Genomic DNA, 25,017 nt, shown 5'->3' on the forward strand with positions numbered 1-25,017 from the left:
CAGAGGATGGAGACCCGGCTCACGCTCTCCTCGTTTTGCCTCAGGCAGTTTCTCGCACATGGCCCTTTCTTTCCCGCCGAAAAGACCGTAAAGACGGCGCATGATGACTGGATACCGGTTTCGCATCATACGAATTATTGGCCCGGCTTTCCGCGCAGCTTGATCACTGAGCGCCGGAAGGTCCGGGATTTCGGCGTTTTCACCGCCCCAACTCTCCTTTTTTACGATGATTTGCGCGCGAAATACGCGCCGCCAGAAGGCCGCGAAGCCATGACCGATACCAAAGATACGATCGACTATTCCAAGACCCTCTACCTGCCCGAAACCGATTTTCCGATGCGCGCGGGCCTGCCCGAGAAGGAGCCGGAAACGGTTGCCCGCTGGCAGGAGATGGGGCTCTACAAGAAGCTGCGCGAGGACGCCAAGGGCCGCGAGAAATTCGTGCTCCATGACGGCCCGCCCTATGCCAACGGCAATATCCATATCGGCCACGCGCTGAACAAGATCCTGAAGGATGTCATCACCCGCTCGTTCCAGATGCGTGGGTTTGACGCCAACTACGTGCCCGGCTGGGACTGCCACGGCCTGCCGATCGAATGGAAGATCGAGGAAGCCTACCGCGCCAAGGGCCAGAACAAGGACGAGGTCGAGATCAACGAATTCCGCCGCCAGTGCCGCGAATTCGCGCAAGGGTGGATCGACGTCCAGACAAAGGAATTCCAGCGGCTCGGCATCGAGGGCGATTTCGAAAATCCCTACACCACGATGAATTTCCACGCCGAGGCGCGGATCGCCGGCGAACTGCTGAAGATCGCCGCCTCCGGCCAGCTTTACCGTGGCTCGAAGCCGGTGATGTGGTCGGTCGTCGAGCGCACGGCGCTGGCTGAAGCCGAGGTGGAGTATCACGAGGTTCAGTCGGATACGATCTGGGTGAAGTTTCCTGTGGTGAGAGGGGTCACCGAAGGTGGCCGATCAGCGCCGAGCCCGGAACATGTGAATCCGGCACTGGTTGAAGAAGAAGCGTTTGTTGTTATCTGGACCACCACGCCTTGGACGATCCCTGGTAACCGTGCGGTCTCATTTTCCTCTCGTCTTGCTTACGGCTTGTATGAAGTCACTGAGGCGATGAATGATTTCGGGCCGCAACCCGGAGAAAAGCTACTCTTTGCTAAAAACTTGGCTGAAGAATGTGCTGCCAAAGCCAAGGTGGCGCTGAAGCTTGTACGTGACGTTGCCGCTTCTGAACTCGAAACCGTCGTGTGCTATCATCCATTGAGAAATTTGGGTGACGGATATCTTTTTGATGTCCCGCTCCTCGATGGCGACCACGTCACCGATGACGCCGGTACCGGTTTTGTCCACACCGCGCCCGGCCATGGTCGCGAGGACTTTGACGCGTGGATGGAAAAGGCGCGCGAGCTTGAGGCGCGCGGCATCTCGGCGAAGATCCCGTTCACCGTCGGCGATGACGGCTATTACACCGAGGATGCTTATGGCTTTGGCCCGTCGGCTGAAGGCGGGGCTGCCCGCGTCATGGATGACAATGGCAAGAAGGGCGATGCCAATGACCGCGTCATCAAGGCGCTGATCGCGGCCGACATGCTGTTTGCCCGCGGCCGGATCAAGCACGACTATCCGCATTCCTGGCGCTCCAAGAAGCCGGTGATCTTCCGCAACACGCCGCAGTGGTTCGTCTATATGGATAAGGACCTCGCGGACGGCACCACGCTGCGTTCGCGTGCGCTGTCCGCCATTGACGATACGCGCTTCGTGCCCGCCGGCGGCAAGAACCGGTTGCGCGGCATGATCGAAAACCGTCCGGACTGGGTGCTGTCGCGCCAGCGCGCCTGGGGCGTGCCGATCTGTGTGTTTGCCGACAAGGCCGGCAATGTGCTGGTCGACGAGACCGTCAACGCCCGTATCCTGGAAGCCTTCGAGGCGGAAGGGGCGGACGCCTGGTTTGCCGAAGGCGCACGCGAGCGCTTCCTTGGCGAAAAGGCCAGCGAAGACTGGGACATGGTCACCGACATTCTCGATGTCTGGTTCGACAGTGGTTCGACCCACACCTTCACGCTCGAAGACCGCCCGGATCTGAAGTGGCCGGCGGATGTCTATCTCGAAGGCTCCGACCAGCATCGCGGCTGGTTCCATTCCTCGCTTCTGGAAGGCTGCGCCACGCGCGGCCGCGCGCCCTATAAAGCCGTCGTTACTCACGGGTTCACGATGGACGAGCAGGGCCGGAAGATGTCGAAATCGCTCGGCAATACCGTATTGCCGCAGGACGTGATGAAGAAGTCGGGCGCCGATATCCTGCGTCTTTGGGTGATGACCACCGATTACTGGGATGACCAGCGCCTCGGCGACCAGATCATCAAGACCAACATCGACAGCTACCGCAAGCTCCGCAATACGCTGCGCTGGATGCTCGGCACGCTTGCCCATGACAAGGGCGAGGAGATCGCGCTTGCCGACATGCCGGAACTGGAGCAGCTGATGCTGCACCGGCTGGCCGAACTCGACCAGCTGGTCCGCAAGGGCTATGACGATTTCGACTTCAAGCGGATTGCCCGCGCGCTGAACGATTTCGCCAATATCGAACTGTCGGCCTTCTATTTCGACGTTCGCAAGGATGCGCTCTACTGCGATGCCCCGTCGTCGCTGCGCCGCCGGGCCGCCCTGCATGTGATCCGCAAGATCTTCGATTGCGTCGTGACCTGGCTTGCGCCGATGCTGCCCTTCACCATGGAAGAGGCATGGCTGTCGCGCAATCCGGAGGCGGTTTCGGTCCATCTGGAACAGTTCCCCGACGTTCCTGCTACGTGGAAGAACGATGCGCTCGCTGAAAAGTGGGAGAAGATCCGCGCGGTCCGAACCGTCGTCACCGGCGCGCTCGAAATCGAACGCCGCGAAAAGCGGATCGGCTCGTCGCTTGAAGCGGCACCTGTCGTCTATGTTGACGATGAGGCGCTGCTGGCAGCGCTCGACGGTCGTGATTTCGAGGAGATCTGCATCACCTCGGGCATCGTGATCGAAGCGGGCAAGGGCCCGGAAGACGCCTTCCGCCTGCGCGAGGTCGATGGCGTTGCCGTCGTCCCGGCGCTTGCAGCCGGCACCAAATGCGCACGCTCCTGGCGCGTGACCGAAGATGTCGGCTCCGATCCGGAATACCCCGACGTTTCGGCGCGCGACGCCGCAGCGCTCAGGGAGCTTGCCGCGCTGGCGGAGTGAGGGGCTTGCACCAACCAATCTTCCCCTCAAGGGGGAGATTGGTGGCGGGGCTTTGGGGGAAACTGGTGCCAACGGGCCGGAGAGTTTTCGCTCAAGCCATCGGATGAAACGGTTGAGCCGGTATTTGACCTCGCATTTCGGCTGCCTTATCAAGCTTAATTGCGAAAACGGCGGTTCTACGTTAGGAATGACGCGGTTTCGCCGGATTCATCGCCACAGTGTGGTTGATGACCTTAATAACAAGAAGCGCCACCGGCGCGGAGGTTTGGTAGACAAGCGCATGACTTTTGTTTTCCGTTCGATGAAGATCGCAATCGCGCTCGCGGGCGTAGCCTCGCTTTCCTCCTGCCTTGGCGCGCCGACCTATGGCACCGGCACGACCGCGACAACCCAGCTCGTGGAAGACCTCGGCCAGGCTGTGCTGGTGGTCAATCCCGAGACGCCCGATATCGATTACGAGCCGCGCCCCTCGCTGGTAAAGCCCACCAAGGGCACATCGACGGCAACGCTGGTCCCGCCGCAGAAGTCGCTGGCCTCTGCCGACAATCCCAATTGGGTCGAATCGCCTGAAGAGCAGCGCGACCGTCTCTATGCCGAAGCGGAAGACAACAAGGACAACCCGTTCTACCGGTCGCCGCTTTTGGCCGCCGACAATCCGACGCAGATGACCGAGAAGCAGCAGCTTGAGGCCTTCCGTGCCGCGAAGAAGGAAGCGACCACGATCGATATTACCCAGCGCCGCTATCTCATCGATCCGCCGGAGGAATATCGTCAGGCTTCCGATCCCGCCGCGTTGAACAATCTCGGCGAGTCCGAGCGCGCCAAGGAACGGCGTCGCAAGAAGCTTGCCCAGGGCAAGGACCCGGATGCCTGCTTCCTGTTCTTCAACTGCAACAGCGGCGCGACCGACGAATTCTTGCAATCATCCAAGAACGCCGGTCAGGAATAGTCTGAGGTTATCATGGATTTTGTTATCAGGCCGGCGACGCGCAGCGACGCCGGAACGATCTTTCGTTTCGTCTGCGAGCTCGCCGCGTTCGAGAAAGCACTGGATCAGGTCGAGACCACCGAGGAAGGCCTGGCTGAAGCGATCTTCGGCGAGAACGCCGTCACCGGCGGCCTGATTGCCGAGAAGGATGGCGAGGCCGCGGGCTTTGCGGTCTATTTCTTCAACTTTTCCACCTGGCAGGGCCGCAACGGCATCTATCTGGAAGATCTCTATGTCACGCCCGAACATCGCGGCAGCGGCCTTGGCCGCGCCTTGATGCAGGCAGTGGCCGCGATCGGCGTCGAAAACAACTGCGGCCGGATGGAGTGGAGCGTGCTCGACTGGAATGAGGGCGCGATCCGCGTGTATGACGGGATCGGCGGCAAGCCGCAGACCGAGTGGATACGCTACCGCCTTGAAGGCGCGGCGCTTGAAAAGGTCGCGGGCAAATAGGCCCTCAATCCTCCCGCCGCGCGCCGAAGAATGCCTTCAGCAATGCGGCGGAACGGCTTTCGGAAAATCCGGAATAGACATCGGGCCGGTGGTGGCAGGTGGGCTGGGCGTAAAACCGGCCGCCGTGATCCACCCCGCCGCCCTTCGGGTCAGCCGCGCCGTAGTAGAGCCGTTCGATCCTGGCAAAGGAAATGGCCGCAGCGCACATGGCGCAGGGCTCCAGCGTGACATGAAGATGCGCGCCGGGCAGCCGCTCTGAGCCGATCTTCCGGCAAGCCTCGCGCAGCGCCAGCACCTCGGCATGGGCCGTGGGGTCAAAAAGTTCGCGCGTGCGGTTTCCCGCGCTGGAAAGCACCTTGCCGTTCAGGCTCACCACAGCGCCGATCGGAACCTCGCCGCGCGCGGCCGCCGCTTCGGCCTCTTCGAGGGCCAGCGCCATGAAATCGCTGCCTGACGGCATTTTGTTAACTTTCCTCTTAACGGCCTTGACCCGACCTGATAGAGGATCGGGACAAACAGGCAAAGCAAAATGACCCAAAAAGACAAGTTTCCAAAACGCGGCAGCAAACCTGCCGGCGGCAAGAAGCCGTTGAAGGCTGATACGCCCGCGGCTGCCGGCGAGGAAAAGCCCGCCGAGCGGATTTCCAAAATTCTCGCCCGCGCCGGCGTCGCCTCCAGGCGCGATGCCGAGCGGATGATCCTCGAAGGCCGCGTCAAGGTCAACGGCAAGCTGCTGGACACCCCGGCCCACAATGTCACCCTCGATGACAAGATCGAGGTCGATGGCGAGGAGATCCGGGGTATCGAGCGGACCAGGCTGTGGATCTACCACAAGCCCTCGGGCCTCGTGACCACCAATTCCGATCCGGAAGGCCGGCCGACCGTGTTCGACAACCTGCCGGGCGAATTGCCGCGGGTCATCTCGATCGGGCGTCTGGACATCAACACCGAAGGCCTGCTGCTGCTCACCAATGATGGCGGTCTGGCGCGGGTGCTCGAACTTCCGGCCACCGGCTGGCTGCGCCGGTACCGGGTGCGCGCCCATGGCAAGATCGAGCAGGCGGATCTCGACAAGCTGAAGGACGGCATTGCCGTCGACGGCGTCCTCTATGGCGCGATCGATGCGACGCTCGACCGGGTGCAGGGCTCCAATGTCTGGATCACCATGGGTCTGCGCGAAGGCAAGAACCGCGAGATCAAGAACGTACTTGGCGCGCTCGGGCTCGAAGTCGGCCGTCTGATCCGCATCTCCTACGGCCCGTTCCAGCTCGGCGAAATCCCCGAGGGTCACGTCATGGAAGTGCGCGGCCGCACTCTGCGTGATCAGCTCGGCCCACGCCTCATCGAAGAGGCCGGCGCCAATTTCGATGCGCCGATCTATAATGAAAGCGATGGCGAAGCCGCGCCCGCGCGCGACAGCAAGAAGCCTGATGCGCGCAAGCCTGATGCGCGCAAGCCTGATGCGCGCGGCGCCGATGGGCGCAAGCCTGAGGGCCACAAGCGGCGCCCGGACAAGCTTGACCGGGGTGAACGCGCCGAACGCGGCCGCGACCGGCTCGATACCAAGCGCAAGGGCAGCGAAGAGAAGGTCTTCAAGGATATCGAAACCCGCAACCGCGCCACCAATGTGTGGATGGCACCGGGCGCGCGCCCGCTCGGGCCCAAGGCCAAGAAGAAGGCGGAGGATCGCGAGCGCGAGGATGCCCGCCGCGATGCACGGCGCGACGAGCGCCGCAGGTCGGCCCCGAGCGCCGACGGTGCCGAGCGCAGGAGCGCTCGTCCGGCAGCGGGCGAACGCAGGGGTCCGCGCCCGGCTGGAGCCGAGGGCAGCGAACGTGGCCGTTCAGCCGGTGGTGACGCAACCGAGCGCAGAAGCCCGCGCCCGGCCGGCGGCAAGTCCTTCGGAAAGCCCGGCGGTCCGCGCAAGGCTTTCGGTGCGGATGCATCCGGCGAGGGCAAGCGCTTCGACGGTCCCAAGCGCCCGCGTGGCGAAGGACGTCCCGGCGGCGATCGTCCGGAAGGCGGCAAGCGTTTCGGCGGCCCGAAGAAGGATGGCGAACGCAGCGGACGTCCCGCTGGCGGCGACAAGCGGTTTTCCGGCGACAAGCGTGGCGGACGGGCCGATGGCGGCAAGCCATCCGGCAGCGATCGTCCGCGCGGTGGCGCTGGCGGCGGCAGAAGCGGTGATAATGGCGGCAACAGGGGCGGCGACGGCAATCGTGGCGGCCCGAAGGGCAGGGGCGGCAATGCGGATCGTCGGCGGTGAGTTTCGCGGGCGCCAGCTCGCGACACCGAAATCTTCCGACATCCGCCCCACCACCGATCGCACCCGCGAGAGCCTGTTCAATATCCTGAACCACGCCTATCCGGAGGCGCTTCAAGGCACCCGCATGCTCGATCTTTTTGCGGGCACCGGTGCGATGGGGCTCGAGGCCCTGTCGCGCGGCGTGAAAAGCGTGCTGTTTGTCGAAAACAGCATTGAGGGCAGGGGTCTGCTGTGGTCGAATATCGAAGCGCTCGGCCTTGCCGGGCGCACCCGGATCATGCGGCGCGATGCCACAAGGCTCGGTCCTGCCAACCGGATTGAACCCTATGAATTCCTGTTCGCGGATCCGCCCTATGGCAAGACGCTTGGCGATCAGGCCCTTGCGGCGGCCCATGAGGGCGGCTGGCTGAAGCCGGGCGCACTTGCGATACTGGAAGAGCGCGCCGACGTGACGCCGGACATTCCGGCCGACTACAGCCTGCTCGAAGCCCGCGAATTCGGCGATACCCGCATGCACTTCTACCGCTATCGCGGTTGATCCGCGTGCCGGGGCAAACCGGTCTTTTCCAGAAAATACCTGCTTGAATGCGCGGCCCGATTGGGCCGGCATCCTCTATGCAGCCGCATGCGGCAATACGAACGGGGTATCATCCGCAGGCGGGGTGCTGACGGAGAGGCGGGTGGAAAAGGCTTTCAGGAGATTGTCGTCGGTGATGGTGTCCTTGGGGCTGCCCTTTGCCACCAGCCGGCCTTCGCGCATCAGGATCACCTGATCGGCGTAAAGCGCCGTCAGGTTCAGGTCATGCATGACCGCCACCACGCCGCCGCCATCGCGGCAAAACGCCTTGGCAAGCCGCATGATCGCAAGCTGATGGAGGATATCGAGGCTGGCGACAGGCTCGTCCAGAAGCAGCCAGCGCGGTTGGCCGCCTGCAACGGGCGCGTCGATCTGACACAGGACGCGGGCAAGCTGGACGCGCTGCTGTTCCCCGCCCGACAGTTCCTGGTAGAACCGTCCCGCAAAGCCCTGAAGGTCGACAGCGGCAAGCGCCTTTTCCATGACGGCGCGGTCTGCCTCCGCCTTTCTGTTGCTCCTGCCGGAAAGCCCCATGCGCAACACTTCCGTCACGGTGAAGGGGAAGGCAAGGTTCGACGCCTGCGGCAGCACGCCGCGCATTTCGGCAAGCTGCCAGGGTTGCAGCTCCGAGACGCGCGCGCCATTCAGCACGACCTCGCCCCGGTCCGGGCGCAGATCGCCTGCAATTGTCTTCAGCGTCGTGGTCTTGCCGCAGCCGTTCGGACCGCAGATCGCTGTCAGCGCACCGGGCCTCGCCTCGAAGGCAATCTCCTTGAGGACAGCGCGGCCGGAGAGCGTCACGCTCATGTTTCGGATTTCGATCATGGTCTAAAGGTTGAGCCGCGAGCGGTTCTTGAGAAGGATCCAGAGGAAGAACGGACCGCCGGCAATGGCGGTGATGATGCCGATCGGCAGTTCCGCGGGGGCGACCACTGTACGGGCGAACAGGTCGGCCAGCACCAGAAGCGCGCCGCCGAGAAGGGCGGAGGCGGGCAAAAGGTAGCGATGGTCGGGGCCGATGACGAGCCGCAGCAGATGCGGCACGACGATGCCCACGAAGCCGATCCCGCCGGAGACCGCGACACCCGCGCCGGTGGCTGCGGCCACGGCAACGATGGTGATGTTCTTCAGCCGCTGCACCGGAATGCCGATGTGATAGGCCGTCGCTTCACCGAGCGTGATGGCGTTGAGCCCGCGCGCCATGAAGGGCAGCACCGCGAAAGCGACGAGCATGATCGGGCTGATGGCCGCAATCTTCGTCCATGTGGCGCCGGCAAGCGACCCCATCGACCAGAATGTGAGGTCGCGCAATTGCCGGTCGTCGGCAAGATAGACCAGGAAGCCGGTCGCAGCCCCCGCCAGGGCCGAAAGCGCGATACCGGCGAGGAGCATGGTTGCAACCGAGGTCTGCCCGTGGCGGGTTGCGATCCGGTAGAGCAGAAGCGTCGTCACCAGCCCGCCGGCAAAGGCTGCCGCCGGCAAGGCGTAGAAGCCGAGAAGATTGTAGAGGGGCGCCGCGAAACTGCCGCCGAGCACGATCATCACCACGGCCCCGAGCCCCGCACCCGCCGAAACGCCGACAAGGCCCGGATCGGCAAGCGGGTTGCGGAACAGGCCCTGCATCGCCGCCCCGCAGACGGCAAGCGATGCGCCGACCATGAAGCCCATGATGGCGCGGGGAAGGCGGATGTCGAGGATAATGATCCGGTCGCGCGCAGACAGCGCATCGCTGCCGGTGAAAAGTCCGCGCGCGAGATCGATCAGCGAAGCGTTGGAGGCGCCGATGCCAACGGAAATCAGCATGGCGAGCGCCGACGCGATCGCCAGTGCTAAGATCACCATCACCGCGATTTCAGATCGGTCGCCGCTCCTGCGGAAGCGATCTGCCGACAAGGCATCCAGCACTGTCATGGCGCTCAGTTCCCGTAGATTTCAGTCACGAGTTGTTCGAGGTTCTCGGCAAAGCGCGGGCCGAAATTCAGCATGCCGACCGGATCGATCCGGTAGATCGCCCCGGCCTTGGCTGCAGGCGTGAGCGCGAGCGCCGGATTGGCGATGATCTGCTCGGTGCTCGGCACATGGCTGCCGGCAGCGCCATCCATCAGGATGATCGTATCCGGCGCCGCCTTGATGATCGCCTCGTCGGACAGCGCCTTGTAGCCCGGAAAGTCGCCGATGGCATTGTCGAGACCGGCCGCCTCGATCATGCCGTTGGCAGCCGTACCGGTGCCCGATCCCATCACCTTGCCGCCGTTGAGGCTGAGGATGAAAAGCGCGCTCTTGCGCTCATCTGCCGGCCGGCTCTGATTTTTGGCAAGCAGCGGATCAAGGCGCGATGCGATGCCGGACGCGAGCGTTTCGGCTTCGGCATCCTTGCCGAGAAGCGTGCCGATGACGCGGACCTTTTCGAGAATGCCGTCGCGGCTGTAGTCTTCGGGTACGACCGCCATCTCGACCCCGGCATTGCCGAGCACATCCATCGTTTCGGGCGGACCGGCGCCTTCAATGGCAATGATCGCGCTCGGGTCGATGGAGAGCACGCCCTCGGGCGAAAGCTGGCGCATGTAGCCGATATCGGGTTTTGCGGCTGCTTCCGGCGGATAGGTGCTGGTCGTGTCGCGGCCGACAATCTCATCGCCTGATCCGAGCGCGTAGACGATCTCGGTCACCGAGCCGCCAATGGTGACGAGGCGGGACGGATCGGCAATCGGCTCAGCCGCGATCGTCTGGCTGGAAAGGGCAAGCAGGGCGGCAAGTGTTCCCAGTGCCCCAAGCGTTCTGCGCGGAATGCGGAAGGTCATCATCGTCCTCATGCGGCTGCGGATTGTTCATGGCGCGGCAGCGCTTCGCAAAGCGCGCGCCAGACCGGGCGCTCGGCATAGCCTTCCAGACGCTTGCCGAAGAACTGGATGATCATCTCGCCTTCACCATTATAGGCCTCGATCGAGGTTACATGGCCGTCACGCGTGGGCTTGCGCACCAGCCAGGTTTCGGCGATCTGGTCGCGACGCAGATGCAGGTGGAAGGTCGGATCCATCACATTGATCCAGGGGCCCATCTCGGCAATGTTCGACACCGGTCCGGAATGGATCTGCACGATGCCGTTGTTTGCGACGAACACCATCAGCGGCAGGTCGCTCGCCTCGGCGGCGTTGTGGAACATCGTCGACACCGCATCATCGGCAAGGCGGTAGGCATAATCGTCGCCGACGGAGGCAAGGGCTGTGCGCCGGTGGACCTTCAGATCGTTCAGAATGCCGAAGAACTGATGCGTATCGGTCATCGCGCTCCAGCGGTCGCGCAACAGTTCGACATCAACGGCATCGCGGTCGCGGGCATGTTCGGCGTCATGGGCGGTGAAGGTGCCGGTGGCAACGGTCTGGCTCTGGTCTTCCAGCCGGTATTTCTCGACGAATGCGTGATAGGCCTCGACATTGGAGGCGGGGCGCAGATGAAGCTTGAAGACCGCCGTTCCGGTGACGTCGAAATACTGCAGGCTCAGCTTCCGGTCGCCGTCCGGTCCGGTCTTGGTGACGGCAAAGCCATGCGCCCAGCGGCTTGGAAAGATGCGCAGGTCGATGTTCTCGCCCAGCACGATCGCGGAATTCTTGCCGTTCTTGATGTTTTCGAAGACGCCGATCTTCTCGTGCACCGCGCTTTCATTGCGCGACAGCGCCATGATTTCCCCGAAGCTTTCGGCATGGTCGAGCAGGTGCGAGGGTTCAGGCGCAATCCTTGTGGCGGTCAATCCCACTTCCGCGGCAACGAGCGCGGCTTCGCTGATGTCGAGGCGGGCTGCGATATCGCGCTCGCGCATTTTCGGGTTCTCGCGGCGGAATGTACGGATCTGTTCGGGTGTCGTCATTGCTCTCATGCCTATTTGTTCAGGATCAGCTTGCCCTGGCGGGTAATCTTCATGCGGTAGTCGGCGCCCTGGTGGCGGATGACGATCTCGCTGCGACCCTTGAACAGGTCTTCGCTCTCGATCACCCGCCGGTCGCCCGGATCATGGTGCGGGCCGGTCTTTGCGGCTTCTCTTTGCTGGTTCATCTTGGCTCGGTCTGTCTTTGCCTATAACTTGATTCTAGAAATCATGTTTTATAAGTTGACTCTATTAGTCACCTTTGGCTATCCACGCAATAGACGTTTTGCCAGATGAGGGATAGGATGGGCCGATCGAGATTTGGGACCCTTTCACATTCCGGAGAATTTTCGCGATGAGATTACCGCTCTGCACCGCTCTGCTCGCCCTTGCCCTCTGCCAGCCGGCACTGGCGCAGGATGCGGCCCCTGAGACGACCACCGATGATGCGCCGAAAACGGCGGGACTGATGATTTCTCTGAATGCACTTGAAAGCACCGACAATGGCTGCAAGCTGACATTCCTCGTCGAGAATGATCTGCCGGCGGATATCGAAAGCCTGCAGGCCGAGGTTGCGCTGTTTGACAGCGAGGGCGTTGTCGACCGGCTGACCATGCTCGACTTCCTGACGCTGCCGGAAGGCAAGAAGCGGGTTCGCCAGTTCGAACTGCCCGGCGCAAGCTGCGATGCCCTTGGCGGTCTGCTGCTCAACGACATCAAGGTCTGCGATGCCGAAGGCGTGGATTGCATGGGCGCGCTTGAGACCGGTTCGAAGGCGGATATCCCCTTCGACGGCTGAGCGAGGACATTGGCGCTTTGACGTCAGGGCGTCATATCCACGCCCCGGCTGATCAGTGCCGCAACGGATGAATGAAGCGTGTTCGCGCCTTTTGAAGGCGCGGAACGCCTCTTGATGGACTCAAGGCACGAATGACGAGTGAAGGCGCAATGTTTGCGATGGGCCTGCCGGGCGGGATGCGGGAGCTTGCGCCCGTCGATGAGACCGTGCATGACGGCGCCGATGCGCCCGAGATTTCGGTCGGCTCCTCGGTCGATCTCGATGCCGTCGTGATCGAGTTGAGGGCCGCTGCCAATGCCGCGTCGAGCCGCCCGGCGGCCGATATGATCGCGGCGGATGATGCCCCGCAGCTGCCTGCCGAAGAGGCCGAGCTTGGCTTTGCTCCGCCCATGGCCATGGCCGCCAGCGCAGCCGGCGCAACGGGCGGCGGAAAGCGGCTGCCGCTGGCAACGCTCGCATCGGTGATGGTCCATTGCGCCGCATTCGCCATGGCGCTTCATGTCGCGCGGATCCTGCCGGAAGCGCCCGTCGAGGAGGGCAGTACGGTCGTCAGCGTCATCATGGTCGGCAATGGCGATGTCGACGCGGCGGCAAGCGGGCGCGAACCGGAAGAGATCCATGCCGAACCCGTACCGGTCGAAACCGCAACGGCCGCTTCGGCGGAGCCGCTGAAGGCCTCCGTACCGGAGGCAGTGCCGCTGCAGGCAGCCGAACCCGTGACGCCGGCGAGTCCGGCGCCTGAAGCGGTTCCAGCCGCAAGCGTTGCAGACGCTGTCCCCGCGCCCGCTGCGCCAACACCGCCGGTCCTTGCCGCAGCGCCGACGCAGGCTGTTTCCCCCGATGCTGTCGCTCCGGCGCCAGCGGTGTCCGCGCCCGAGGCCGTGCCCGCACAGGCGGCAAGCCCGCTCGCTGCAGAAGCCGTGACCCCGCAGCCCTCCGCTCCGCCGGTCGAACAGACGGAGCCCCTGACCCCAACGGCCGTGCCCACCGAGACAATCACTGCAACACTTGATGACCCGGCTTTCGATATCGATGCGCCGGTGCCGGTACAATCTCCGTGGAAGACAGAGCCTCTGCCCGAAGATCAGGTCGCCGCGCACAAGGCCGCCGAGCGAAAGGTGGTCGAACAAAAGGCTGCAGAGCGCCCGAAGCCGGTCGCCAAGCGGCCACCAGCAGGCTCTTCCGGCCAGGCAAGCCGCGACCAGCGCAAGGGCGTCAGCTCCGGAACGGCTGAAAAGGGCGCGGTTTCCGCAGCAAAGGCGCAGGCGGGCAAAAGCGGCAACGGCGCTGCCGAGATGGCGAACTATACCGGCAGGCTGAGCGCGAAATTGCGGCGCTCGGTTGCGGTCGAGCGGTACTATCACGGCAATGGACCGCTCCAGGCGAACGTCACTGTCAACGTGACCCTCAATCGGTCGGGTTCTATCGCGTCGGTCTCATTGGGCAAGTCTTCGGGCAACAGCAAGGTGGACGCCATCGTGCTGCAGCGCGCGCGGGCTGCCGGCCCCTTCGGGCCCTTCCCGGCAAGTTTCAGCGCAGCCAGTCACCGGTTTTCCCTTCCGATCCAGCTCAACCTCAGACGCTGACGGGGTGAACCGGCAGCGGCTGGCTGGTGTTGCGCCCCGCGTCATCTCGAAGGGCGACGGGTATGGGACGCGCTCGCGCGGACGGTAAACGCGTACCCAAAATGTCTTCATGCTGGGAAAAGGCTGCCGCGCGGCGCAGCACGGCATATGATCGCGATATGATCAGATCGGCGAGGGGCAGACTTCGCGGCCGCCCCCCATATGCCGTGATCAGGAGCCCATCGTGCGCTGCAGGCCCTGGAGTGCGGGCTGATAGTTGGGGTTGAGCGACTTTGCCTTCTGGTAATAGGTGACCGCCTTGGCCGTATCACCCGAGCGCTCGAGCACCAGACCCATGTTTGCCCAGCTTTCAGCATTGCGCTGATCGAGCGCCAGTGCCTTTTCGAAATCCGCGCGCGCATTCTGGTCGTCGTTCAGCGCCAGATACGAGACGCCACGGCCATTATAGGGCTGCGGAGAATTGGGCGACAGCGAGATCGACTTCGAGAAGTCGGCGATCGCGAGTTCCTGCTGGCCGCGCTGCTGATAGATCAGGCCACGATTGTGATAGGCGCGCGGATCGGTGGTGTTGAGCTGGATCGCGCGATTGTAGTCGTTGAAGGCGTCGTCGAGCTGGCCCGATTCGCGGTACAGATTGCCGCGGCCGATATAGGCGACGTCGTAATCCGGATTGATCTGGACGGCGCGGTTATAATCGTTGAGCGCATCCATCTGGCGGCCAAGGCTGCGTTCGATCAGCGCCCGGTTGGCATAGGCCTGGTAATAATTCGGATTGAGCGCGATCGCCTTGTTGAAATCGTCGATCGCGCGGCGGTCGTCGCCGGCGCGGCCATAGGCGGAGCCACGGACATTATAGGCGCCCGGATCGTTAGGGTTGGCGGCAATCACACTGGAGAGCGAGGCGATGTTCTGTTCGGAACCCTGGGTGGCATCGATGCTCACCACGTTCTGGTTCATGACCTGGCTGCTCTGGCAGCTTGCAAGCAGTGCGAGTGTGCCCGCCAGGAGAACGTTCCTGACGGTATTGCCTGCCTGAAACGAGCCGCCCGAAAGCGCGCCGGTGATCTTCGTCATATCCATCCCCATAAATGCATGCCCTTGAGCGACAACAGCCGGCAGGCAGTTTTGTTCCACGCCGGACACCGAGGTCGAGTTTGTCTGTCAGATTAACCGATCTGCGTTAAAAAACGTCAAACAAAAAGGCGGGATCAGCTGCTCCCGCCTTAAGAACGTATCAATGTGCCAAAAAGGCGACAATCAGCGCGATACCAGACCTTCGCGGATGGCGCGCTTGCGGGCCAGCTTGCGAACGCGGCGGATGGCTTCTGCCTTTTCGCGCGCACGCTTCTGCGACGGCTTTTCGTAGTGGTCGCGCATCTTCATTTCGCGGAAGATGCCTTCGCGCTGCATTTTCTTCTTCAGAGCGCGGAGGGCCTGGTCAACATTGTTGTCGCGGACAAGTACTTGCACGTGTATCCCGTTCCTTAATCGTTGTGTCTGAGCCTGGCAAATACTTGCACGTTCAGGCGTTGATTGGTCTTCAGACGGTACAACCCGCCCATATCTGGCGCCGCGAATATCAGATCGCGCGCCGGAAGTCCAGCCCTTCTCGCATTTCACATGCCGATCGGTGGAAATCCGCGTGCTGATTGGCAGGATTCGCGGACAAATGCAATCGGCTATTGCCCGCGTATCCGGGCCGACGCAGGCAATGTCGAATGCGGGCCAAGAAAGCGTCGCAAAAAGGACGTTGCGCCGTATTTCGATTTGCGATTGGTATAGGGCAATGCCGGCGAACCCGATGGAGCCTCAGAATGCGCAAATATTCCGTTTTCGCTCTCGCGCGCGAGGCCATGCGCCACCACAAGGGCTGGGAAAAGCACTGGACCTCGCCGGAGCCGAGGAGCGAATACGACGTCATCATCATCGGCGGCGGCGGCCATGGCATGGGGGCTGCCTACTACCTTGCCAAGGAACATGGCATCACCAATATCGCGGTGCTGGAAAAGGGCTGGGTCGGCGGCGGCAATACCGGGCGCAACACCACCATCGTGCGCTCCAACTATCTCTATGACGAGAGCATGGACATCTACGAGCATTCGCTGAAGATGTGGGAAGGCCTGTCGCTCGATCTCAATTACAATGTGATGTTCTCCCCACGCGGCGTGATGATGCTGTCGCACAACGAACATGACCGCCAGTCCTTCAAGCGCCATGTGCATGCCAACCGGCTTTATGGCATCGACAACGAGTGGCTGACCCCGGTTCAGGCCAAGGAATACTGCCCGCCGCTCGATATTTCGGCGACCGCGCGCTATCCCGTGAACGGCGCGGCCCTGCAGCGGCGCGCAGGCACCGCCCGTCACGATGCGGTGGTCTGGGGTTATGGCCGCGCCGCCTCCGATCGCGGCGTCCACATCATCCAGAACTGTGAGGTCAAGGCGATCCGGAGAGGCGCCGACGGTGCGGTAACCGGTGTGGAGACCAATCGCGGCTTCATCGGCGCCAAGAAGATCGGCGTTTCGGCCTCGGGCCACAATTCGGTCGTCATGGCAATGGCCGATGTGCGCCTGCCGCTTGAAAGCCAGCCGCTGCAGGCGCTGGTTTCAGAGCCGCTGAAGCCGATCTTTCCCTGCGTGGTGATGTCGAATTCGGTCCACGCCTATATATCCCAGTCCGACAAGGGTGAACTGGTCATCGGAGCGGGCACCGACCAGTATAATTCCTATTCCCAGACCGGCGGGTTGCAGATCATCACCCACACGCTGGATGCCATCTGCGAGCTGTTTCCGATCTTCCGTCGCGTCAAGATGATGCGCCAGTGGGGCGGGATCACCGACAACACCCCGGACCGCTCGCCGATCCAGAGCGTCACTCCGGTGCCGAATCTGTTCGTCAATTGCGGCTGGGGCACGGGCGGCTTCAAGGCAACGCCGGGCTCCGCTCATCTCTTCGCCCATCTGATCGCAAAGGGCGAACCGCACAAGCTTGCCGCAGGCCTCACGCTTGAGCGCTACAATACCGGCCGGCTGATCGATGAAGCCGCGGCTGCCGCGGTCGCGCACTAGGAAACGCCATGCTCTGGAACGTCAACAGCAAGGTCGAGACCAGCGCCGGCAAGGTGGCCTGGGGCAGCACCGGCAAGGGGCCGGCGCTCGTGCTCGCCCATGGCTGGCCGTGGTCGTCCTTTTCCTGGCACCGGATCCTGCTGTCGCTGTCTCGTTCATATACGGTCTACTGGTACGACATGCCGGGATTCGGACGGTCTTCAAAGGCGCCGGACCAGGCGACCGGGCTCGATGTTCAGGGCCGCATCTTCAAGGAGATGGTTGCCCATTGGGGGCTCGATGCGCCGCATGTCCTTGCCCATGATTTCGGCGGCGCGGTGACGCTGCGCGCGCATCTGCTGCATGACGTTGCCTATGCGAGCCTGACGCTGATGAATGTGGTGGCGCTCAGTCCCTGGGGCTCGGAATTCTTCGATCATGTCGGACGCCATGTCGATGCCTTCACGCCGCTGCCGCCGCATATTCATGGCGCGATCGTGGAAGCCTATATCCGGGGCGCGCTCGTCAACGAGATCGACGCCCACGATCTGCACGAACTGGTCAGCCCCTGGCTCACGCCGGACGGGCATCAGAGCTTCTACCGCCAGTTCGCCCAGGCCGATGACGCCTTCACCGATGAATTTGCAGACCGGCTGAAATTGATCGCCTGCCCGGTCAGCATCATCTGGGGCGAGCGGGACCCGTGGATACCGATCGAGCGCGGCAGATTGCTGGCTAGCAGGATCGGCGTGCCGCTTCACCCGCTGAAGGGCGCCGGCCACCTGCCTCAGCTGGAAGTCCCGCGAGAACTCGTCGCGCTGCTGACAGAACTTCCCGACGCCTTGCCCGAACTGGAGGGAAACTGAACATGCTCCTGATCTACTGTCCCTATTGCGAGGAAGCGCGCAGCGAGCTCGAGTTTGCCGGCGCGGGCGAGGCGCATATCGCGCGGCCTGAAAACATGGCCGAACTTTCCGATGCGGAATTTGCCGCGTTCTTCTTCATGCGCACCAATCCCAAGGGGCTCCATTTCGAGCGCTGGCGGCATATCCGCGGCTGCGGCCGGTTCTTCAATGCCGCTCGCGATACCGTATCTGATCGTTTCCTGAAAACCTACAAGGCAGGCGAGCCGAGACCCGACGCCGAAACGCTTGTCGCAGGAGACGGCCAATGAGCGGCGCATTTCGGATCGCCGGAAAGGGCCGGCTGACGCCTGCCAGAACCGTCCGGTTCACCTTCGACGGCAAGACCTATTCGGCGCTTGAAGGCGATACGCTGGCATCCGCGCTTCTTGCAAACGGCGTCCATCTCGTCGGCCGATCCTACAAGTATCACCGCCCGCGCGGTTTCCTGACGGCGGGCTCCGAGGAACCGAACGCGCTGTTCGATATTGCCCGCGACAGCGCCCGGCGTCAGCCCAATGTGCGCGGCACGGTGCAGGAGGTGTTCGACGGCATGAAGGCCGGTTCGCAGAACCGCTGGCCGTCGCTTTCCTTCGATGTCGGTGCGATCAACGACATCGTCTCGCCGATGCTGATTGCTGGCTTCTACTACAAGACCTTCATGTGGCCGTTCAGCGCCTGGCACAAGCTCTATGAACCGGCGATCCGAAAGGCGGCCGGCCTCGGGGTGGCGCCGACGGAAGAGGATCCGGACACCTATGCAAGCCGCTACGTCCACTGCGACGTGCTGGTGGTGGGTGCCGGGCTTGCAGGCCTGACCGCAGCCCTTTCTGCCGCGCGCACCGGAAAGGACGTCATCATATGCGACGAAAAGCCGGAGCCGGGTGGCGCGCTGCAATATGAGAGCGGCACCACGGTCAACGGCAAGCCCGGTCACGACTGGGCGCTCGAAGCCGCAGCCGAACTCGCCGCCATGGACAATGTCCGCTATCTGCCGCGCACCACGGCGTTTGGCTATTACAACCACAATTTCCTCGGTCTCTGCGAGCGGCTCACCGACCATTTGCCAAATGCCAAGGCAGACGGTCCGCGCGAGCGGCTGTGGCAGGTGAGGGCGGAAAAGGTGGTGCTTGCCACCGGCGCGATCGATCGGCCGATGGTGTTTCCCGACAATGACCGTCCGGGCATCATGCTGGCGTCCGCCGCGCGCAGCTATCTCAATCACTACGGCGTCGCCGTCGGTTCGAAGGTTGGCGTCTACTGCGCCCATGATTCGGCCTATGAGGCGGCGTTCGATCTGAAGCGCGCCGGTGTCACGGTGGTGGCGATCATCGACAGCCGCCCTGAAGCGGGCCCGGGCCTTGCCGAGGAGGCCGCAGCTCTCGGCATCAAGGTGCTTCAAGCGCACAGGATCACTGGAACGAAAGGCCGGCTTCGCGTCAGGTCGATGCGCGTGAAGGGGGCCGGGAAGGCCCGCGATTACGATATCGACGCGCTGATCACCTCCGCCGGCTGGACGCCGTCGGTGCATCTGTTCTCGCAGTCGCGCGGCAAGCTCGTCTTCGATGCGGAGAACGAGCGATTCCTGCCTGGCGCCTACGCGCAGAACGCGGTTTCGGCCGGGACCTGCAATGGCACGGATGCGGTTGCCGATCTGATCGCCGAGTCCATTGCGGCGGGCGGCGGCATTGCCGATATCGAGGCCACGACGGCGCATGCCTGGACCGGCGGCATGCTGGGCGAGGACGATGAGGCCGACCCCTATGCCAAGGCCTTCATCGACTATCAGCACGATGTCTGCGCCAAGGATATCCGCCAGGCGGTCCATGAGGGCATGGCCTCAATCGAGCATATCAAGCGCTTCACCACCAATGGCATGGCGTCCGACCAGGGCAAGCTTTCCAACATGCACGGCCTGGCGATCGCCGCCGAGGTGCTGGACCGGCCGATCCCGCAGGTGGGCCTTACCACCTTCCGCCAGCCGTTCACGCCTGTCACCTTCGGCACGCTGATCAATCATTCGCGCGATGCGTTGTTCGATCCGGCCCGCAAGACGCCGATCCATGCCTGGGCCGAAGGCGCGGGCGCTGCCTTCGAGGATGTCGGCAACTGGAAGCGCGCCTGGTATTTTCCGCGCGCCGGCGAGACCAAGCATGATGCGGTCAACCGCGAATGCCGGACGGTGCGCGAAGCCGCCGGTGTGTTCGATGCCTCGACGCTCGGCAAGATCGAGGTCGTGGGCCCCGACGCCGAAGCCTTCATGGATATGATGTATTCCAATGCCTGGTCGACGCTGAAGCCCGGCAAGTGCCGCTACGGGCTGATGCTGCGTGAGGACGGCTACGTCTATGATGACGGCGTCGTCGGCAGGCTCGCCCATGACCGCTTCCATGTGACCACGACGACAGGCGGTGCGCCGCGCGTGCTGAACATGATGGAGGATTACCTCCAGACCGAGTTTCCGCATCTGAAGGTCTGGCTGACCTCGACCACCGAGCAATGGGCGGTGATCGCGGTGCAGGGCCCGATGGCGCGGGAGATCATCCAGCCCTTCGTTGAAGGTGCGGATATTTCCAACGAAGCGCTGCCGCATATGAGCCTTGCCGAATGCACGGTCTGCGGCGTCCCGGCGCGGCTGTTCCGGGTGTCGTTTACCGGCGAGCTTGGCTACGAGATCAACGTGCCCGCCGATTTCGGTCTCGATGTCTGGAAGGCGATCTTCGCGCGGGCCGAAAGCCTCGGCGCCTGCGCCTATGGCACCGAGACCATGCATGTGCTGCGCGCCGAGAAGGGTTACATCGTCGTCGGCCAGGATACGGACGGGACGGTCACGCCCTACGATGTCGGCATGGGCTGGGCCGTGTCGAAGAAGAAGAAGGACTTCGTCGGCATGCGCGGGCTGAAGCGGCCAGATCTCGTTGCCGAAGGCCGCAAGCAACTCGTCGGCCTGATCGTGAAGAACAATCCCCGGCTTGTGCTGGAGGAGGGCGCCCATGTGGTCGCCGATCCCAATGCAGCAAAGCCGTTGCCGACGCTTGGCCATGTGACGTCGGCCTATTGGTCGGAAGCGCTGCAGAGCGGCATTGCCATGGCCGTTGTCAAGAACGGCCATGCGCTGAAGGGCCAGACGCTCTTCGTGCCGATGCCGGAGCGCACGATCGCCATCGAGGTGGTCGATACCGTTTTCTACGATCCTGAAGGAGCGCGCATCCATGGTTGAGCATATGACGGCTGCCCGTGATCTGCCGCTTGCCGGCGCCTATGGCGGCTCGGGACTTGCCCGCCTTGTCGTCGCCCGGCCTGCCACGCGGCTCTCGCTGCGGGCCGAAGAGGCTGCCATACCCGGCCTCAACGGCATGCTGGAACTCGATCTGCCGGTAAAGCCGCTTTCCGCATCAGGCGGGGAGGGGCGCTATGCCTTCTGGCTCGGCCCCGATGAATGGCTGGTGATCGACGAATACGAGGACGATCTCGCCGGCCGTCTCGGCCCCGCCGCAGGGGCCTATTCGGCGGTCGATGTTTCCCAGCGCAACATCGCGATCATGGTCGATGGTCCAGGCGCTGCCGCAACGCTGAACGCGGCCTGCCCGCTCGATCTGAGGCTCGAGAGTTTCCCCGTGGGAAAGGTCACCCGGACGATCCTCGGCAAGGCGGAAATCGTGCTGTTCCGCAAGGACGAACAGACCTTCCGGGTGGAGTGCTGGCGCTCGTTTGCGCCCTACGTCTTCGGTCTGCTCGATCAGGGCGCGAAGGATGCGGCCTACTGACCGGCCCAGTCGATCCATCTGCCGTGGAAATCCGCCCGGCCGAGTTTCAGCGTTTCGCCGTCGGGCCAGATGGTCAGCGTCAGGCCGGCTCCGGGCGCTTCGCTGTCTGCCTCCATCGCAAGGCGGCAAAGAGGCGCATTCGCGTCCGCGCGTGCGCCTGCCTCGGCCAACAGCCGCTCGCCCTCCGCGCGCGCCGCAAACGGCAGATATTGCCAGGCGATGGTGTGGTAGACGATGTGCACCTTGCCCGGGCGCTGCAAGGAAAGCCTTTCGGCAAGCCATTCCACTGCATCGGCCTTTTCGACCGTGAGTCCTGTTGAACGCGCGAGCGCCAGCGCCTTTTCCGTGCGCTCCAGCCGGTCGGTCTGGTCGGCCCAGATATAGGACAGCAGCCGTTCGCAATCGTCCTGGTTCGAAGCCTGGAGCGGATTGAGATCGCAGCCGGCCCGCTCGCTGACGGTGATCGCGGCATCCGGCGGCAGCGGACCTTGCCAGTCAGGTGCGATTTCAAAGGGCGGCTCGCTTCCTGAAGGCGGAAAAGACCGGTCTCCCAGTCGATAGCCGTAACGATCCCACATCAGGTTGAGCCCGGCCGATGCTCCGACTTCGGAGAGCACCAGAGCCTTGCCCGGAAAGCGTGCTGCAATCAATTGAAATGCCGGGAACAGGGCGGCGGAACGTCGGACTTCATTGGTCTGGGGCGCGGATTGCATCCGCTCGGCGATGAAGTCCGCTTCCTCGACGAGGGCCTGATCGACAGCCTGCCAGAGCGCGTCATCCCGGACGTGTTCCGGCGGATAGACGGTGGCGAGCGGGCTAAAGCCGCGCCGCTTTAAGGCATGCAAGGCCCCGCAGAAGCGCAGCGCCAAAGCATCCGGCCGAATGCGGTCTTCCGGCCATGCATCAATCAGCGACGGGATTGTGCCTTGATACCCAAGCCTTTGGGCGGCGAGCCTGCAAAGCCTTGCGGTAAATGGCGAGCCAAGCTCATCACAGGCCCGGGCCTGACTTTCAAACCCCGCAGCAATGGCCGGGTTTGGGCTCATGGTTCACACCGTTTCAGGCCGGTCGGCTGCGTCGAACTGGATCAAAGTGATCCACTCGGCGGAGAGCGCGGGCTTGCGCTCGCCCTCGATCTCGACGGTGACGGTGTAGTTGATCGCCAGAAGTTGGGCGCCGCGGAAACGGGCATTCTTCAAGAGAAACCGGCCGCGCACCTTCGCGCCACTCTTCACCGGGGTCATGAAGCGGACTTTCTCGAAGCCGAAATTGATGCCCATCGTCTGCTCGCGCACTTTCGGCACGCAGTCGAAATTCATGGCCGAAAGGAGTGAAAGCGTCAGGAAACCATGCGCGATGGTGCCGCCGAAAGGCGTTTCCTTGGCGCGTTCGGGATCCGTGTGGATGAACTGATGGTCGTGTGTCGCATCGGCGAACGTGTCGATCATCGACTGGTCGACGGTGAACCACCGCGAAAGGCCCACTTCCTGTCCGATCAGTCCTTTGACATCAGCGAGCGAGATTTCGACAACCATCTGGTCTTCTTTCGTCAGGGAAGGCGCCTTGACTGGCCTTCGGGAAGCCTCTCGGCATAAAACGATACAGAGCGGGGTGCAAGCGCGATCTCTACGGTTCCCGCGCTTTCGCCGGCAAGGCTGTGCCAGCCATGCTCGTCGGTTTCAGGCAGCTTGAAAACCGCTTCTTCATGGCCCCGATTGATGAGTACGGCAAGGCGCGAGGGTTCGCCCGTATCGGTCTCCACGGTCGACAGCACCATGCTCAGGCATTGGCATTGCGGGCTCTCCCAGTCCGCAACCTCCATTGGCCTGCCATCCGGCCTGAGCCACTGCACGTCATCGCCGGTGAAAAATGCGGTTTCGCCAAAGACGTCGAAACGCTTGCGGAGCGCCGAGAGCGCCGCCGTATGCGCCACCAGCGCGGCATCCATGCCCGGCCAGTCCAGCCAGGTGGTTTCGTTGTCCTGGCAATAGGCATTGTTGTTGCCCTTCTGGCTGCAACCGCCTTCATCGCCCGCCTTCAGCATGATCGCGCCGCGGCTTGCAAACAGGGTGCCGAGCAGAGCGCGCACATCCTGCCTGCGGCGCTCATTGACAAGCGCGTTTTCGCTTTCACCCTCGACGCCGTTGTTCCAGGAATAGTTTTCATCGTGGCCGTCGCGATTGTGCTCGCCATTCGGCCCGTTATGCTTGTGCACATAGGCCGTCAGATCGTAGAGCGAAAACCCGTCATGGGCCGCGATGAAATTCACGGATCGGGTGCGCGGGCTTTCGGTAAATACGTCAGAGGAGCCCGACAGCGCATCGGCAAGCGATCCGGTCATCGATGCATCGCCACGCCAGAACTTGCGGATGTCGTCGCGGGCGCGATCGTTCCATTCAAGAAATGGTGCAGGAAAATTGCCGAGGTGATAGCCGCCGGGGCCGATGTCCCATGGCTCGGCAATCATCGTGCGGTTCTGCAAAACCGGATCGGTGAGAATTGCCGAAAGGGTTTCGGAGTTGGGATCAAAGCCCTCATAGGCGCGGCCTAGAACCGGCGCCAGATCGAACCGGAAACCGTCAATGCCGATCTCGCTCACGAAGTAACGCAGGCTGTCGATGATATAGCGTCGCACCATCGGGTGGTCGCAGGCAATCGTATTGCCGCAGCCGGTGTCGTTGATGAGCACAGAAGGGTCGTCGTGGGCGAGGCGGTAATAGGTCGCGTTGTCGAGGCCGCGAAAGCTCAGCGTGCCGCCGAACTGGTCGCTCTCGCCGCTATGGTTGAAAACGAGATCAAGGATCACCGCGATGCCCGCTGCATGGAGCGCCTTGACCGCAGCCCGGAGCTCCGCCGGGCCACCGGGGCAGATGCGCGGTTCGAGCGCCATGAAGGTGACCGGATTGTAGCCCCAGGCATTGGAAAGTCCGAGCGGCAGAAGATGGCGTTCGTCCATCCATGCGGTCACCGGCAGAAGCTCGATCGCATCGACGCCGAGCTTTTTCAGATGCGCGATGATGGCGGGATGGCCAAGGGCTGCCACGGTGCCGCGGATCGCTTCCGGCACATCGGGGTGGAGCATCGTCAGTGACCGTACGCCTGCCTCGTAGATCAATCCGCCGGATGGAAAATCGACATGTTCGATCGCTTCGCCGCAATCGGCGACGACGATGCTCTTCGGCACCAGGTCCGCCGTATCGACGCCGAACTCGGTCAGATCCGTGTCGAACCGGTAGGGGCGGTCGATCTCGCGGGCGTAGGGGTCGGTCAGAAGCTTGGACGGATCGAACCACAGCCCCTGCATCGGGTCCCAGTCACCAAAGGCACGGTAGCCATAGCGCTGGCCCGGCTTCAGTCCGTCGACCATCAGCCGGAACAAGTTGCCGCCGGCATGGGCCATGGGCAGCTTGGCGGTCTGGCGCCCTGCCTCGTCAAAGAGGCAGAGCTCCATGCCGGCTGCACTTTCCGAATAGACGGAAAATTCCACGCCCCGGTCCAGAACCCGGACGCCGGGCGTTTTGGAAGGCTCGGACATCGAAAAC

The 25,017-nt window shown here is 63.0% G+C and carries 23 protein-coding genes; 12 read left to right on the plus strand and 11 right to left on the minus strand.

The annotated features are described in order from the left end of the window. Positions 1 to 270 precede the first annotated feature (270 nt). The 3 genes from ileS to HPQ62_RS17130 all read left to right on the plus strand — a co-directional run bounded on the left by ileS (position 271) and on the right by HPQ62_RS17130 (position 4,669). A complete protein-coding gene (gene ileS / locus HPQ62_RS17120; RefSeq protein WP_174803787.1) occupies positions 271 to 3,228 on the plus strand; it encodes an isoleucine--tRNA ligase in 2,958 nt (985 codons plus the stop codon). 280 nt (positions 3,229 to 3,508) lie between these two features. Further along, complete coding sequence (locus tag HPQ62_RS17125) at positions 3,509 to 4,177, plus strand: hypothetical protein (RefSeq protein WP_174803788.1); 669 nt, start codon at positions 3,509 to 3,511, stop codon at positions 4,175 to 4,177. Positions 4,178 to 4,189: 12 nt separating this feature from the next. Then, positions 4,190 to 4,669 (plus strand): GNAT family N-acetyltransferase, encoded by a 480-nt coding sequence (locus tag HPQ62_RS17130; protein WP_174803789.1) that lies wholly within the window; start codon positions 4,190 to 4,192, stop codon positions 4,667 to 4,669. A 4-nt stretch (positions 4,670 to 4,673) separates the two neighbouring features. Here the strand turns inward: HPQ62_RS17130 and HPQ62_RS17135 are convergent, their stop codons facing one another. Then, positions 4,674 to 5,129, minus strand: a complete 456-nt coding sequence (locus HPQ62_RS17135; RefSeq protein WP_206678100.1) for a nucleoside deaminase — start codon at positions 5,127 to 5,129, stop codon at positions 4,674 to 4,676. 69 nt (positions 5,130 to 5,198) lie between these two features. On the opposite strand from HPQ62_RS17135, the gene HPQ62_RS17140 reads away from it, so the two are divergent. Both HPQ62_RS17140 and rsmD read left to right on the plus strand, forming a co-directional pair. Further along, positions 5,199 to 6,935 (plus strand): pseudouridine synthase, encoded by a 1,737-nt coding sequence (locus HPQ62_RS17140; RefSeq protein ID WP_174803791.1) that lies wholly within the window; start codon positions 5,199 to 5,201, stop codon positions 6,933 to 6,935. After that, positions 6,916 to 7,473 (plus strand): 16S rRNA (guanine(966)-N(2))-methyltransferase RsmD, encoded by a 558-nt coding sequence (rsmD, locus tag HPQ62_RS17145; RefSeq protein ID WP_174803792.1) that lies wholly within the window; start codon positions 6,916 to 6,918, stop codon positions 7,471 to 7,473. The genes HPQ62_RS17140 and rsmD overlap by 20 nt, the downstream gene beginning before the upstream one ends. A 75-nt stretch (positions 7,474 to 7,548) precedes the next feature. Here rsmD and HPQ62_RS17150 read toward each other — a convergent pair whose 3' ends face one another. The 5 genes from HPQ62_RS17150 to hemP are packed head-to-tail and all read right to left on the minus strand — an operon-like array spanning position 7,549 to position 11,562. Continuing rightward, positions 7,549 to 8,337: a heme ABC transporter ATP-binding protein gene (locus HPQ62_RS17150; protein ID WP_174803794.1), complete on the minus strand. Its 789-nt coding sequence runs from the start codon at positions 8,335 to 8,337 to the stop codon at positions 7,549 to 7,551. 3 nt (positions 8,338 to 8,340) lie between these two features. Continuing rightward, positions 8,341 to 9,423, minus strand: coding sequence for a FecCD family ABC transporter permease (locus HPQ62_RS17155; RefSeq protein ID WP_174803796.1), 1,083 nt, complete (start codon positions 9,421 to 9,423; stop codon positions 8,341 to 8,343). 5 nt (positions 9,424 to 9,428) lie between these two features. Further along, the gene (locus HPQ62_RS17160; RefSeq protein ID WP_174803797.1) at positions 9,429 to 10,313 is read right to left on the minus strand and encodes a heme/hemin ABC transporter substrate-binding protein; all 885 of its coding nucleotides are present in this window, start codon (positions 10,311 to 10,313) and stop codon (positions 9,429 to 9,431) included. Positions 10,314 to 10,321: 8 nt separating this feature from the next. Further along, positions 10,322 to 11,386 carry a hemin-degrading factor gene (locus HPQ62_RS17165; protein WP_174803798.1) on the minus strand — a complete coding sequence of 355 codons (1,065 nt, stop codon included), beginning with the start codon at positions 11,384 to 11,386 and terminating at the stop codon, positions 10,322 to 10,324. Between the two features lie 2 nt (positions 11,387 to 11,388). Further along, complete coding sequence (hemP, locus tag HPQ62_RS17170) at positions 11,389 to 11,562, minus strand: hemin uptake protein HemP (RefSeq protein WP_174803800.1); 174 nt, start codon at positions 11,560 to 11,562, stop codon at positions 11,389 to 11,391. A gap of 167 nt (positions 11,563 to 11,729) precedes the next feature. Between hemP and HPQ62_RS17175 the strand changes: the two genes are divergently transcribed. Both HPQ62_RS17175 and HPQ62_RS17180 read left to right on the plus strand, forming a co-directional pair. Further along, positions 11,730 to 12,173 carry a hypothetical protein gene (locus HPQ62_RS17175; protein WP_174803802.1) on the plus strand — a complete coding sequence of 148 codons (444 nt, stop codon included), beginning with the start codon at positions 11,730 to 11,732 and terminating at the stop codon, positions 12,171 to 12,173. A gap of 131 nt (positions 12,174 to 12,304) precedes the next feature. Next, positions 12,305 to 13,759, plus strand: coding sequence for a TonB family protein (locus HPQ62_RS17180; RefSeq protein ID WP_174803803.1), 1,455 nt, complete (start codon positions 12,305 to 12,307; stop codon positions 13,757 to 13,759). 210 nt (positions 13,760 to 13,969) lie between these two features. Here HPQ62_RS17180 and HPQ62_RS17185 read toward each other — a convergent pair whose 3' ends face one another. Continuing rightward, positions 13,970 to 14,839 (minus strand): tetratricopeptide repeat protein, encoded by an 870-nt coding sequence (locus HPQ62_RS17185; RefSeq protein ID WP_174803805.1) that lies wholly within the window; start codon positions 14,837 to 14,839, stop codon positions 13,970 to 13,972. Between the two features lie 177 nt (positions 14,840 to 15,016). Then, on the minus strand, positions 15,017 to 15,229 hold the full coding sequence (gene rpsU / locus HPQ62_RS17190; RefSeq protein WP_174803807.1) for a 30S ribosomal protein S21: 213 nt from the start codon (positions 15,227 to 15,229) through the stop codon (positions 15,017 to 15,019). A 344-nt stretch (positions 15,230 to 15,573) separates the two neighbouring features. Between rpsU and HPQ62_RS17195 the strand changes: the two genes are divergently transcribed. Genes HPQ62_RS17195 through HPQ62_RS17215 form a run of 5 tightly spaced genes read left to right on the plus strand, consistent with a single transcriptional unit; the run spans position 15,574 to position 21,475 of the window. Next, positions 15,574 to 16,827: a sarcosine oxidase subunit beta family protein gene (locus HPQ62_RS17195; RefSeq protein WP_174803808.1), complete on the plus strand. Its 1,254-nt coding sequence runs from the start codon at positions 15,574 to 15,576 to the stop codon at positions 16,825 to 16,827. Positions 16,828 to 16,835: 8 nt separating this feature from the next. Beyond that, complete coding sequence (locus HPQ62_RS17200; protein WP_174803809.1) at positions 16,836 to 17,672, plus strand: alpha/beta fold hydrolase; 837 nt, start codon at positions 16,836 to 16,838, stop codon at positions 17,670 to 17,672. Between the two features lie 2 nt (positions 17,673 to 17,674). Then, on the plus strand, positions 17,675 to 17,980 hold the full coding sequence (locus tag HPQ62_RS17205) for a sarcosine oxidase subunit delta (protein ID WP_174803811.1): 306 nt from the start codon (positions 17,675 to 17,677) through the stop codon (positions 17,978 to 17,980). Continuing rightward, complete coding sequence (locus HPQ62_RS17210; protein WP_174803812.1) at positions 17,977 to 20,928, plus strand: sarcosine oxidase subunit alpha; 2,952 nt, start codon at positions 17,977 to 17,979, stop codon at positions 20,926 to 20,928. The genes HPQ62_RS17205 and HPQ62_RS17210 overlap by 4 nt, the downstream gene beginning before the upstream one ends. Continuing rightward, the gene (locus HPQ62_RS17215; protein WP_174803813.1) at positions 20,921 to 21,475 is read left to right on the plus strand and encodes a sarcosine oxidase subunit gamma; all 555 of its coding nucleotides are present in this window, start codon (positions 20,921 to 20,923) and stop codon (positions 21,473 to 21,475) included. Before HPQ62_RS17210 ends, HPQ62_RS17215 begins: the two co-directional genes overlap by 8 nt. On the opposite strand, the gene HPQ62_RS17220 is transcribed toward HPQ62_RS17215, so the two are convergent. Genes HPQ62_RS17220 through glgX form a run of 3 tightly spaced genes read right to left on the minus strand, consistent with a single transcriptional unit; the run spans position 21,469 to position 25,010 of the window. Continuing rightward, the gene (locus HPQ62_RS17220) at positions 21,469 to 22,521 is read right to left on the minus strand and encodes a DUF2332 domain-containing protein (protein WP_174803814.1); all 1,053 of its coding nucleotides are present in this window, start codon (positions 22,519 to 22,521) and stop codon (positions 21,469 to 21,471) included. The genes HPQ62_RS17215 and HPQ62_RS17220 overlap by 7 nt on opposite strands. A 3-nt stretch (positions 22,522 to 22,524) precedes the next feature. Beyond that, positions 22,525 to 23,010 carry a MaoC family dehydratase gene (locus HPQ62_RS17225; RefSeq protein WP_174803815.1) on the minus strand — a complete coding sequence of 162 codons (486 nt, stop codon included), beginning with the start codon at positions 23,008 to 23,010 and terminating at the stop codon, positions 22,525 to 22,527. Positions 23,011 to 23,024: 14 nt separating this feature from the next. After that, positions 23,025 to 25,010, minus strand: a complete 1,986-nt coding sequence (glgX, locus tag HPQ62_RS17230) for a glycogen debranching protein GlgX (protein WP_174803816.1) — start codon at positions 25,008 to 25,010, stop codon at positions 23,025 to 23,027. Positions 25,011 to 25,017: the final 7 nt, after the last annotated feature.

Origin of the sequence: Martelella limonii, assembly GCF_013344475.1 — a bacterium.
GTDB classification, from domain to species: domain Bacteria; phylum Pseudomonadota; class Alphaproteobacteria; order Rhizobiales; family Rhizobiaceae; genus Martelella; species Martelella limonii.

Excerpts from the sequence above, each read along its gene's own strand:
- ileS (WP_174803787.1), top strand. The coding sequence starts at position 271 with ATGACCGATACCAAAGATACGATCGACTATTCCAAGACCCTCTACCTG.
- HPQ62_RS17125 (WP_174803788.1), top strand. The coding sequence starts at position 3,509 with ATGACTTTTGTTTTCCGTTCGATGAAGATCGCAATCGCGCTCGCGGGC.
- HPQ62_RS17130 (WP_174803789.1), top strand. The coding sequence starts at position 4,190 with ATGGATTTTGTTATCAGGCCGGCGACGCGCAGCGACGCCGGAACGATC.
- HPQ62_RS17135 (WP_206678100.1), bottom strand. The coding sequence starts at position 5,129 with ATGCCGTCAGGCAGCGATTTCATGGCGCTGGCCCTCGAAGAGGCCGAA.
- HPQ62_RS17140 (WP_174803791.1), top strand. The coding sequence starts at position 5,199 with ATGACCCAAAAAGACAAGTTTCCAAAACGCGGCAGCAAACCTGCCGGC.
- rsmD (WP_174803792.1), top strand. The coding sequence starts at position 6,916 with ATGCGGATCGTCGGCGGTGAGTTTCGCGGGCGCCAGCTCGCGACACCG.
- HPQ62_RS17150 (WP_174803794.1), bottom strand. The coding sequence starts at position 8,337 with ATGATCGAAATCCGAAACATGAGCGTGACGCTCTCCGGCCGCGCTGTC.
- HPQ62_RS17155 (WP_174803796.1), bottom strand. The coding sequence starts at position 9,423 with ATGACAGTGCTGGATGCCTTGTCGGCAGATCGCTTCCGCAGGAGCGGC.
- HPQ62_RS17160 (WP_174803797.1), bottom strand. The coding sequence starts at position 10,313 with ATGACCTTCCGCATTCCGCGCAGAACGCTTGGGGCACTGGGAACACTT.
- HPQ62_RS17165 (WP_174803798.1), bottom strand. The coding sequence starts at position 11,386 with ATGAGAGCAATGACGACACCCGAACAGATCCGTACATTCCGCCGCGAG.
- hemP (WP_174803800.1), bottom strand. The coding sequence starts at position 11,562 with ATGAACCAGCAAAGAGAAGCCGCAAAGACCGGCCCGCACCATGATCCG.
- HPQ62_RS17175 (WP_174803802.1), top strand. The coding sequence starts at position 11,730 with ATGAGATTACCGCTCTGCACCGCTCTGCTCGCCCTTGCCCTCTGCCAG.
- HPQ62_RS17180 (WP_174803803.1), top strand. The coding sequence starts at position 12,305 with ATGACGAGTGAAGGCGCAATGTTTGCGATGGGCCTGCCGGGCGGGATG.
- HPQ62_RS17185 (WP_174803805.1), bottom strand. The coding sequence starts at position 14,839 with ATGGATATGACGAAGATCACCGGCGCGCTTTCGGGCGGCTCGTTTCAG.
- HPQ62_RS17195 (WP_174803808.1), top strand. The coding sequence starts at position 15,574 with ATGCGCAAATATTCCGTTTTCGCTCTCGCGCGCGAGGCCATGCGCCAC.
- HPQ62_RS17200 (WP_174803809.1), top strand. The coding sequence starts at position 16,836 with ATGCTCTGGAACGTCAACAGCAAGGTCGAGACCAGCGCCGGCAAGGTG.
- HPQ62_RS17205 (WP_174803811.1), top strand. The coding sequence starts at position 17,675 with ATGCTCCTGATCTACTGTCCCTATTGCGAGGAAGCGCGCAGCGAGCTC.
- HPQ62_RS17210 (WP_174803812.1), top strand. The coding sequence starts at position 17,977 with ATGAGCGGCGCATTTCGGATCGCCGGAAAGGGCCGGCTGACGCCTGCC.
- HPQ62_RS17215 (WP_174803813.1), top strand. The coding sequence starts at position 20,921 with ATGGTTGAGCATATGACGGCTGCCCGTGATCTGCCGCTTGCCGGCGCC.
- HPQ62_RS17220 (WP_174803814.1), bottom strand. The coding sequence starts at position 22,521 with ATGAGCCCAAACCCGGCCATTGCTGCGGGGTTTGAAAGTCAGGCCCGG.
- HPQ62_RS17225 (WP_174803815.1), bottom strand. The coding sequence starts at position 23,010 with ATGGTTGTCGAAATCTCGCTCGCTGATGTCAAAGGACTGATCGGACAG.
- glgX (WP_174803816.1), bottom strand. The coding sequence starts at position 25,010 with ATGTCCGAGCCTTCCAAAACGCCCGGCGTCCGGGTTCTGGACCGGGGC.